Source organism: Limnohabitans sp. (assembly GCF_017848645.1).
Lineage (GTDB): Bacteria > Pseudomonadota > Gammaproteobacteria > Burkholderiales > Burkholderiaceae_C > Limnohabitans_A.
Map to the genome: position 1 here is coordinate 1 of NZ_JAFEIF010000016.1, position 9,497 is coordinate 9,497.

Annotated in this window: 10 protein-coding genes; 7 read left to right on the plus strand and 3 right to left on the minus strand. The window is 61.0% G+C overall.

Annotated features, from left to right (window positions below):
* Nucleotides 1-336: 336 nt before the first annotated feature.
* Nucleotides 337-792, minus strand: a complete 456-nt coding sequence (ybeY, locus tag QZ190_RS04320; protein WP_291913895.1) for an rRNA maturation RNase YbeY — start codon at nucleotides 790-792, stop codon at nucleotides 337-339.
* Nucleotides 793-809: 17 nt separating this feature from the next.
* Nucleotides 810-1,790 carry a PhoH family protein gene (locus tag QZ190_RS04325; RefSeq protein WP_291913897.1) on the minus strand — a complete coding sequence of 327 codons (981 nt, stop codon included), beginning with the start codon at nucleotides 1,788-1,790 and terminating at the stop codon, nucleotides 810-812.
* Nucleotides 1,791-1,883: 93 nt separating this feature from the next.
* Between QZ190_RS04325 and ruvA the strand changes: the two genes are divergently transcribed.
* The 7 genes from ruvA (at nucleotide 1,884) to QZ190_RS04360 (ending at nucleotide 9,033) form a co-directional block, all read left to right on the plus strand.
* Nucleotides 1,884-2,459: a Holliday junction branch migration protein RuvA gene (ruvA, locus tag QZ190_RS04330; protein WP_291913899.1), complete on the plus strand. Its 576-nt coding sequence runs from the start codon at nucleotides 1,884-1,886 to the stop codon at nucleotides 2,457-2,459.
* A gap of 13 nt (nucleotides 2,460-2,472) precedes the next feature.
* Nucleotides 2,473-3,525 (plus strand): Holliday junction branch migration DNA helicase RuvB, encoded by a 1,053-nt coding sequence (ruvB, locus tag QZ190_RS04335; protein WP_291913901.1) that lies wholly within the window; start codon nucleotides 2,473-2,475, stop codon nucleotides 3,523-3,525.
* Between the two features lie 75 nt (nucleotides 3,526-3,600).
* On the plus strand, nucleotides 3,601-4,545 hold the full coding sequence (locus QZ190_RS04340) for a LysR substrate-binding domain-containing protein (protein WP_291913904.1): 945 nt from the start codon (nucleotides 3,601-3,603) through the stop codon (nucleotides 4,543-4,545).
* 305 nt (nucleotides 4,546-4,850) lie between these two features.
* Nucleotides 4,851-5,879 carry an amino acid ABC transporter substrate-binding protein gene (locus QZ190_RS04345; RefSeq protein WP_291913906.1) on the plus strand — a complete coding sequence of 343 codons (1,029 nt, stop codon included), beginning with the start codon at nucleotides 4,851-4,853 and terminating at the stop codon, nucleotides 5,877-5,879.
* A gap of 82 nt (nucleotides 5,880-5,961) precedes the next feature.
* Nucleotides 5,962-7,161: an ABC transporter permease subunit gene (locus tag QZ190_RS04350; RefSeq protein ID WP_291913909.1), complete on the plus strand. Its 1,200-nt coding sequence runs from the start codon at nucleotides 5,962-5,964 to the stop codon at nucleotides 7,159-7,161.
* 1 nt (nucleotide 7,162) lies between these two features.
* The gene (locus QZ190_RS04355) at nucleotides 7,163-8,263 is read left to right on the plus strand and encodes an amino acid ABC transporter permease (protein ID WP_228768185.1); all 1,101 of its coding nucleotides are present in this window, start codon (nucleotides 7,163-7,165) and stop codon (nucleotides 8,261-8,263) included.
* 14 nt (nucleotides 8,264-8,277) lie between these two features.
* Nucleotides 8,278-9,033, plus strand: a complete 756-nt coding sequence (locus QZ190_RS04360) for an amino acid ABC transporter ATP-binding protein (protein ID WP_090142291.1) — start codon at nucleotides 8,278-8,280, stop codon at nucleotides 9,031-9,033.
* Nucleotides 9,034-9,267: 234 nt separating this feature from the next.
* On the opposite strand, the gene QZ190_RS04365 is transcribed toward QZ190_RS04360, so the two are convergent.
* Nucleotides 9,268-9,497, minus strand: a 230-nt coding sequence (locus QZ190_RS04365) for a hypothetical protein (RefSeq protein WP_291913915.1), incomplete at its 5' end; no start/stop codon positions are given.

The window sequence follows — 9,497 nt, forward strand, 5'->3', positions numbered from 1 at the left end:
CCCAAATAACCACCCAGGTGTGTGAGGGGATGCGGCGGGTTCCTCATGACGGGGTACCGTGAATCGTCACCCGCCGCATCCCCTCACACACCTGGGTGGTTATTTGGGCGAGAGACTAGCTGCTAACGAGTGGTCTTCGGTTCAAGCCTTTGCCTCAGGATTGACATGACTCTGCGCGCAGCGGGTTTGAAACCGCACCACGGCCTCGAATGGGGTGGGGCCGGGTGACGATTTACGGTACCCCGTTATGAGGAACCCGGCCCCACCCCATTCGAGGCCTCCCCCGCGCAAACCATCCGAGAGCTCACAAGTCCATGCGAACCTCAGTAGCAAAAACTAGAGGTAAGGGTTCTTCAACCCCAGGCCCGCCAAAATGGCCACCTCATAGGCCTCCATCTCTTCGGCGTCGGCAGTACTGGTCTCATGGTCCCAGCCCTGGGCGTGCAAAGTGCCGTGCACCAGTAAATGCGCGTAATGCGCCGCCAGCGTCTTGCCTTGCTCCTTGGCTTCACGCGCCACCACCGGCGCGCACAGCACCAAATCGGCCATCACCACCGGATCCTGCTCGTAATCAAAGGTCAGCACGTTGGTGGCGTAGTCTTTTTTGCGGTAGCTCAGGTTCAGCGCCCGACCTTCTTCTTCGCCCACGATGCGCACCGTGATTTCGGCGTCATCGGCCAAGGCATGACGGATGGCGCGGATGACCGCATGGCGGGGCAGGGCAGCGCGGTGGCGGGCTGCATAGGGAATGTCGCCAAATTGCAGGGACAGCTGGAGTTGTTGCAGGGGCATGGGGTTCTAGAGTGTATTCAATCGTCGGTGGGCAAAGGCTTGCGGCGGGTGGTGACGCCCGCCCGCATGGCGGCGCTGCCTTGCGCGTCATAGGCGTCCACAATGCGCGCCACCAGCGGGTGGCGCACCACGTCGGCACTTGAAAAGCGTGTGAAAGCAATGCCCTTGACGCGCTTCAAGACCCGCTCGGCGTCAATCAGCCCGCTAAGCTGGCCTTTGGGCAAGTCAATCTGGCTCACATCGCCCGTGACCACGGCTTTGGCGCCAAAGCCAATGCGCGTCAAAAACATCTTCATCTGCTCGGTGCTGGTGTTTTGAGCCTCGTCCAGGATCACAAACGCGTTGTTCAGCGTGCGCCCGCGCATGAAGGCCAGCGGCGCGATCTCGATGGCGTTGCGCTCAAAGGCCTTTTGCACCTTGTCGTAGCCCATCAGGTCATACAGCGCGTCGTACAGCGGGCGCAAATACGGGTCCACCTTTTGAGACAGGTCACCCGGCAAAAAGCCCAGCCGCTCGCCCGCTTCCACCGCCGGGCGCGTGAGCACAATGCGCTGCACGCTGGCGCGCTCCAGCGCGTCCACCGCGCAGGCCACGGCCAGGTAGGTCTTGCCCGTGCCGGCCGGGCCGATGCCGAAAGTGATGTCGTGGTTGGCGATGCTCTCCAGATAGGCGGCCTGCACCGGAGTGCGCGCCTTCAGGTCAGCGCGGCGGGTTTGCAGGGCGGGCAAGTTGGCCTCTTCGCCCCCGATGTCGCCCACCAGCATGAGTTGCACCATGTCGGGCGCAATCGGGCGGTCGGCGCGTTCATAAATCGCCTGCAAAATCACCATGGCCCGCATGGCCACGGCCTTGGGGCCGTCCACCTTGAACTGCTCGTGGCGGTGCGCGATGCTCACCTGCAGGCCCGCCTCGATGGTGCGCAGGTGCGCATCCATGGGGCCGCACAGGTGCGACAGGCGGGTGTTGTTGTGCGGCGTGAAGGTGTGTCTGACGATCAAGTTGATAATCCTAGCTGTGCGCGGTTTGTAGCCCGGATCGACCGGACGAAAGCGCATTTTCTCCCATCGCAGGCATTTAAGGCGTCACCCCCCATGATTGGCAAACTCACCGGCATCCTGAGCGACAAGAACCCCCCCGAGGTGGTGGTGGACTGCCACGGCGTAGGTTATGAAGTCAATGTGCCCATGAGCACGTTCTACAACTTGCCTGCCACGGGCGAAAAAGTCAGTTTGGTCACGCACTTTGTGGTGCGCGAAGACGCACAAATTCTCTACGGCTTTGCCACCCTGAGCGAGCGCGAAGCCTTTCGCCAGCTGATCAAGATTTCTGGCGTCGGCCCCCGCACGGCCCTGAGCGTGTTGTCGGGCATGAGCGTGACCGATTTGGCGCAGGCCATCACCACGCAAGAAGTCGGGCGCTTGGTCAAGGTGCCCGGCATCGGCAAAAAAACCGCCGAGCGTTTGCTGCTGGAGCTCAAAGGCAAACTGGGCGGCGACATCGGCGGCTTGTTTGCCGTCAACACCAGCGACGCACAAAGCGACATCCAGCAAGCCTTGCTGGCGCTGGGCTACAGCGACAAGGAAGCCGCCGCGGCCCTCAAGAGTTTGCCCGTTGACGTGGGTGTGAGCGAGGGCATCAAGCTGGCGCTCAAAGCCTTGAACAAATAAAGCGATCTGAGCCATGAGCATCCGCACCGACGACTTCGCCCCCCAGCCCGAACCCCGGGTCATTTCTGCGGCCCCCGTGTCCCACCAGGAAGAAGCGATTGAGCGCGCCCTGCGCCCCAAGCTGCTCGACGAATACGTCGGCCAGGTCAAGGTGCGTGAGCAGCTGGAAATTTTCATCAGCGCGGCCAAGATGCGCGAAGAGCCGCTGGACCATGTGCTGCTGTTCGGCCCGCCCGGTTTGGGCAAGACCACGCTGAGTCACATCATCGCGGCCGAACTGGGCGTGAACCTGCGCCAGACCAGCGGCCCGGTGCTCGAAAAACCCAAGGATTTGGCGGCGCTGCTCACCAACTTGGAGCGCAACGATGTGCTCTTCATCGACGAGATCCACCGCCTCTCGCCTGTGGTCGAAGAGATTTTGTACCCCGCGCTCGAGGACTACCAGATCGACATCATGATCGGCGAAGGCCCGGCGGCCCGCAGCATCAAGCTCGACCTGCAGCCTTTCACGCTGGTGGGCGCGACCACCCGGGCGGGCATGCTCACCAACCCCTTGCGCGACCGCTTTGGCATCGTGTCGCGCTTGGAGTTTTACACGCCTGAGGAGCTGACCCGCATCGTCACGCGCAGTGCCGGCCTGCTCAAAGCGCCGATTGACCCCGAAGGCTCGTTCGAGATCGCCCGCCGCTCACGCGGCACGCCGCGCATTGCCAACCGCTTGCTGCGCCGGGTGCGTGACTATGCCGACGTCAAGGGCGACGGCACCATCCACAAAGGCATCGCGCAAAAAGCCCTGGTCATGCTGGACGTGGACCCGGAAGGCTTTGACCTGATGGACCGCAAATTGCTCGAAGCCGTGATCCACCGCTTTGACGGCGGCCCGGTCGGGCTGGACAACATCGCTGCCAGCATCGGCGAAGAGCGCGACACGATCGAAGACGTGATCGAGCCGTATTTGATTCAGCAAGGCTATTTGCAGCGCACCCCGCGCGGGCGCATGGCCACCTTGGCAGCGTTCCGGCATTTGGGTGTCACGCCCCCCAAATCCTTTGGTGAGAAGTTCTGAAGCGGACTGTGCGTCGGCAGGCAGGTGGATCATGGCGCTGGCAGCTTGGCCTGGTGCTGAACCGATAATGCGCGCATGGAAACCAAATGGCTTGAAGATTTTGTGAGTTTGGCCGAAACGCGCAGTTTCAGCCGCTCCGCGCAGCTACGGCACGTCACGCAACCGGCGTTTTCCCGGCGCATCCAGTCGCTGGAGGCCTGGGCCGGCGCGGACTTGGTCGACCGCAGCTCCTACCCGACCCGGCTCACCCCTGCGGGTGAGACTTTGTATGCCCAGGCGCTGGAGATGCTGCAGTCGCTGCAAAACACCCGGGCCATGCTGCGTGGCCACAATGCGGCGGGTCAGGACATCATTCAGTTTGCCGTGCCGCACACCCTGGCGTTCACGTTTTTTCCGCCCTGGGTGGCCAGCCTGCGCGAAACCTTTGGACCCATGAAAAGCCGACTCATGGCGCTGAACGTGCACGACGCGGCGATGCGTCTGGTGGAGGGCGGCTGCGACGTGTTGATCGCTTACCACCACCCCTCGCAGCCCCTGCAAATTGACCCTGAGCGGTACGACATGGTGGTGTTGGGACATGAGGTCATTGCACCCTATGTACAAAGCACACCCGATGGTCGGCCGCTGTTCAGTTTGCCCGGCCATGCCGCACGGCCACTGCCGTATCTGGGCTACGCCCCCGGGGCTTATTTGGGCGGTGTGACCGACTGGATTTTGAAACAGGCGGGTGTGCCCGTGCATCTGGAGCGGGTCTATGAAACCGACATGGCCGAGGGTTTGAAAGTGATGGCCCTGGAAGGCCATGGCATTGCGTTCTTGCCGCGCAGTGCGGTCAAAAAAGAAATCCAGGCGGGCACGCTGGTCGAAGTGGGCTTGCCCGACGGGCAGACCCTGGCGCTGAGCATGGAGGTGCGGGCCTACCGCGAAAAATCCGGGGCCAAGCCTTGTTTCAAAAGCTCGGCCCATCAGTTGTGGCTGCACCTGACCCAGAGCACTTCTTCGGTGCATTCCTCCCGTTAAAGCGTCGCCCAGCTGCTTTTGTCGTGGCATGTATTGGCTTATGCATATTTTGCATGGAGTTTGGGGGTACACCCTGATGAGGGCTGACTACAAACTGACTATATTCAGCACACGCTGGCGTGGAGGCACATTTTGTGCAAGTGCACCAGCTGCTGAAGCTGCGGTGCACCAAGGGGATGTGAGACTCAAGATTTCCCCAGTTCGATTTGGGCTTAGGGAAGCTCCTATGCGGTTCACTGTTGAATTTGGCATTTAATCTGCGGGTGGCAATTCGCTACTCTCCATTTCACAAGAGGATTCAAACCATGAAGAAAATGACACAAACCTTGATCGGCTCGGTGCTGGCCACGGCCGGCTTGCTGGCGGCCACATCCGCCATGGCGGGCAAAACCCTGGACCAGATCAAGCAGCGCGGTCAAATCGTCTGCGGTGTCAACACCGGTCTGGCCGGTTTTTCAGCCGCTGACTCCAGCGGCAACTGGTCGGGTCTGGATGTGGACCACTGCCGTGCCGTGGCCGCTGCCGTGCTGAGCGATGCGACCAAAGTCAAATACGTCCCCCTGACCGCACAGCAGCGCTTCACTGCCCTGCAGTCTGGCGAAGTCGACGTGCTGGCCCGCAACACCACCAACACCTTGAACCGTGACGGCTCCTTGGGTCTGCACTTCATCGGTGCCAACTACTATGACGGCCAAGGCTTCATGGTGCCCAAAGGCAAGATCACCAGCGCCAAGCAGCTCAAGGGTGCCACCGTGTGCGTGCAATCGGGCACGACCACCGAGAAAAACTTGACCGACTTCTCCCGCGCCAACAAGCTCAACTTGAAGCCTGTCGTGTTTGAAAAAGTCGAGGCCGCTACTGGCGCTTACTTCTCAGGCCGTTGCCAGGCCTACACCACCGACGCATCGGGCCTGGCCTCGGTGCGTGCCAAGGAAGCCAAAGACCCTGCGGCCCACGTCATCTTGTCCGACCTGATCTCCAAAGAGCCCTTGGGCCCGATGGTGCGCCGTGGTGACGACGAGTGGTTTGCCATCAACAAATGGGTGCTGGCCGGCCTGATCGAAGCCGAAGAGTATGGCATCACCCAGGCCAATGTGGACCAGATGAAAACCAGCGACAACCCCCAAGTGGGCCGTTTGCTGGGCGCCACTGAAGATCTGGGCAAGCACCTGGGCCTGGACAAGGAATGGTTGGCCCGCGCCATCAAGACGACCGGTAACTACGGCGAAATGTTCGAGCGCAACGTCGGCCCCAAGACCTCCATCAACCTGCCACGTGGCCTGAACAACCAGTGGAACAAGGGCGGCCTGATGTACGCCGCACCACTGCGTTGATCGCCTGCCTTTTTTGAAGGTTCTGGATACGCCCCTCACGGGGCGTATTTTTTACCACCCCGTCATTTTTCAGGCAGTTCCCATGTCCCACTTTTCCATGATCGAGGCCAGGCCCTTGCCCGGCAAGAAAACCCGATCGATTTCGTGGCGCAGCCGCGAAGGGCGTTCGGTCATTTACCAGATCGTCGCCATCCTCTCAGCGCTGGCCCTGGTGGCCTTGCTGGTGCGCAACACGCTCACCAACATGCGCCTGCGCGGCATCCAGAGCGGCTACGACTTTTTGTTCCAACCGTTTGGCTTTGACATCAGCGAAACGGTGATCGAGTACGCGCACAACAGTTCTTACTTTGTCGCTTTTGCCATTGGCATGCTCAACACACTCAAGGTGGCGGTGATCGGCATCGTGCTGGCCACCATTTTGGGCGTGCTGGTGGGTGTCGGGCGGTTTTCGGCCAACTTTCTGGTGCGCAAAATCTGCTACGCCTACGTCGAATTTTTCCGCAACGTGCCGGTTTATCTGCAGTTGCTCATCTGGTATCTGGTCTTCACCGAGATGCTGCCCGACCTGGATCAGGCTTGGCAGGCAGGCCATTTCTTTTTGAGCAAAAACGGGGTCTCCTTCCCTTGGCCCGTGTGGCAGTTGGGTCAAACCCTGGCCTTGGTCGGTGTGGGCTTGGGTCTGCTCTTTGCGGTGGTCTATCGCCGCATGGCGCGGGCGCATTTCGACCGTACAGGCCTGACCCGCCCGGTGTGGGTGGTGTCCTTGGCGGTCACCCTGGTGCTGGCGGTGCTCGGCTGGTTGCTGGGTGGTGCCCCCAACGAATGGGACTTGCCCAAAAAGGGCGACTTCCAGATCGAAGACGGCGGCGCGTTCAGCCCCGAATTCATGGCCCTGCTGTGTGGCCTGGTTTTTTATACCGCGTCCTTCATTGCCGAAGTCGTGCGCTCGGGCATCGCTTCGGTGTCGCTGGGCCAGCACGAGGCCTCGGCCTCTTTGGGCCTGAGCAAAAGCCAATCCATGCGCCTGGTGGTGCTGCCCCAGGCCTTGCGGGTGATCATTCCGCCGCTGACCAGTCAGTACCTGAACCTGACCAAGAACTCGTCCTTGGCTGTGGCCATTGGCTACCCCGAACTGGTCTCGATCGCCAACACCACGCTCAATCAGACGGGCCGCGCCATTGAGGCCTTGTCGATTGTCATGCTGGTGTACCTCACCCTGTCCCTTCTCACCTCGGCCCTCATGAACTGGTTCAACGCCAGTGCCGCCATCCAGGAGCGCTGACATGAACGTTTTCAAATCCACTGAAGCCCGGCCCATGCCCGGGCGCAGCTCAGGCCCTGTGGCCTGGTTGCGCAGCAACCTTTTCTCCACCCCGGGCAACAGCCTGATGTCGCTGGCGCTGCTGGCTGTGTGCCTGTGGGCGCTGGTCTCCTCGCTCGACTGGGCTGTTTTGCAAGCGGTCTTTGGCAGCAACTTGCAGGCCTGCAACGACGTGCGCGGCGTGGGGGCCTGCTGGGGCGTGATCTCCGAAAAAGGCCGCTTGATCGTGATGGGCCGTTACCCCGAAACAGAGCACTGGCGTCCGGTGATCGCTACCGCCTTGATGTTGGGTGTGGTGGTCATCAGCTGCATGCCGCGTTTTTGGAACAAGGCCTTGCCTTTGGTCTGGCTGGTCATGCTGGCTGTGTACTTCGTGCTCATGAAGGGCGGCTTTTTCGGCCTGACCGAGGTCGACACCGACCAATGGGGCGGTTTGCCGCTCACGGTCATGCTCACCGTGATCTCCATGACGCTGGCCTTTCCGCTGGCCATCTTCGTGGCGCTGGGCCGACGCTCCAACATGCCCGCCATCAAGACCCTGTGCACGCTCTATGTGGAGCTGGTGCGCGGCGTGCCGCTGATCACGGTGCTGTTCATGGCCTCGTTCATGTTGCCGCTGTTCATGCCCGAGGGCGTGAAGATTGACGTGCTGGTGCGCGTGGTGGTGGGCATCACGCTGTTTTCTGGGGCCTACATGGCCGAGGTGATCCGCGGTGGCCTGCAGGCCTTGCCCAAGGGCCAGACCGAAGCGGCCGCCACCTTGGGCCTGAGCTACTGGCAGACACAGCGCATGATCGTTTTGCCCCAAGCCCTGGCCACCGTGGTGCCGTCCATCATGAACACCTTCATTGGCCTGTTCAAGGACACCTCGCTGGTGACCATCGTGTCCTTGTATGAGCTGACCGGCGCTTTGGGCCTGGCGCTCAACTCTGACGCCGACTGGCGCCCCTTCAAGATCGAAGCCTACCTCTTCATCACCTTCATTTATTTCGCGTTCTGCTTTGCCATGTCGCGCTACAGCCTGTGGATTGAAGAGCGCACGGCCGTGAGCAAAGTCCGCTGAACGAAAGACCCCCTATGACCTCCAACGCTACCCCCCTCATCGAGTTCAAAGGCGTGAACAAGTGGTACGCCAGCAATGGCTACCACGTGCTGCGCGATGTGAACCTGCAGTTCGCCAAAGGCGAAAAAGTCGTCATCTGCGGCCCCTCGGGCTCGGGCAAGTCCACCCTGATCCGCTGCATCAACGCCCTGGAGGAATACCAGGAAGGCACGCTCACGGTGGACGGCACCGTGCTGGGCGACGACCTCAAAGGCATCGACAAAGTGCGCCGCGAAGTCGGCATGGTGTTCCAGCAGTTCAACCTGTTTCCGCATCTGACGGTGCTGGAAAATCTGATCTTGTCGCCCACCTGGGTGGCCAAGATGCCGCGCAAGGAAGCCGTGGACAAAGCCATGGTGCAGCTCGAGCGCGTGCGCATTTCCGAGCACGCGAACAAATACCCCTTGCAACTGTCCGGCGGTCAACAGCAGCGCGTGGCGATTGCGCGTGCGCTGTGCCTGACGCCCAAGATCATGCTGTTCGATGAGCCCACTTCGGCGCTCGACCCCGAGATGATCAAGGAAGTGCTGGACGTGATGATCGAGCTGACCAGCCAAGGCATGACCATGCTGTGCGTGACGCACGAAATGGGTTTTGCCAAGGCGGTGGCCGACCGCGTCATCTTCATGGACCAGGGCCAGGTGGTTGAACAAGCACCGCCGCAGCAGTTCTTTGACGCGCCGCAAACCGATCGGGCACAGGACTTTTTGTCCAAGATCCTGGGGCATTGATTTCATTGGGGTCAGATCCCGATTGAAAGCTGAGTCTTTTTTGAGCGCCGTTGGCCGGGATTGCGCCCGGCAGCGCACTCACTTTCTTTGCTTCGCCAAAGAAAGTAAGCAAAGAAAGGCGAGCCACAGTCAGGGCCCTTCGGGTTCCTTGCGCTGCTCGCAGCGGGCGGGGTCGGGTGCAAACTCGCTTCGCTCAAACAAGCACCCGCCCTGATCCGCCCACTGCTGCGCTGCTCAGCCCTGCCAGAACGGCAGGGAGTCCATGCGGGGGATTGCTTTGCTCGCCCTGTTCCTTTCTGTCCCTTTCAGATCCCGATTGAAAGCTGAGTCTTTTTGAGCGCCGTTGGCCGGGATTGCGCCCGGCGGCGCACTCACTTTCTTTGCTTCGCCAAAGAAAGTAAGCAAAGAAAGGCGAGCCACAGTCAGGGCCCTTCGGGTTCCTTGCGCTGCTCGCAGCGGGCGGG

What these genes read in the sequence shown, in the direction of transcription:
- QZ190_RS04355 (WP_228768185.1), top strand. Translation starts at nt 7,163, where the DNA reads ATGAACGTTTTCAAATCCACTGAAGCCCGGCCCATGCCCGGGCGCAGC.
- QZ190_RS04360 (WP_090142291.1), top strand. Translation starts at nt 8,278, where the DNA reads ATGACCTCCAACGCTACCCCCCTCATCGAGTTCAAAGGCGTGAACAAG.
- QZ190_RS04350 (WP_291913909.1), top strand. Translation starts at nt 5,962, where the DNA reads ATGTCCCACTTTTCCATGATCGAGGCCAGGCCCTTGCCCGGCAAGAAA.
- QZ190_RS04340 (WP_291913904.1), top strand. Translation starts at nt 3,601, where the DNA reads ATGGAAACCAAATGGCTTGAAGATTTTGTGAGTTTGGCCGAAACGCGC.
- ruvB (WP_291913901.1), top strand. Translation starts at nt 2,473, where the DNA reads ATGAGCATCCGCACCGACGACTTCGCCCCCCAGCCCGAACCCCGGGTC.
- ybeY (WP_291913895.1), bottom strand. Translation starts at nt 792, where the DNA reads ATGCCCCTGCAACAACTCCAGCTGTCCCTGCAATTTGGCGACATTCCC.
- ruvA (WP_291913899.1), top strand. Translation starts at nt 1,884, where the DNA reads ATGATTGGCAAACTCACCGGCATCCTGAGCGACAAGAACCCCCCCGAG.
- QZ190_RS04345 (WP_291913906.1), top strand. Translation starts at nt 4,851, where the DNA reads ATGAAGAAAATGACACAAACCTTGATCGGCTCGGTGCTGGCCACGGCC.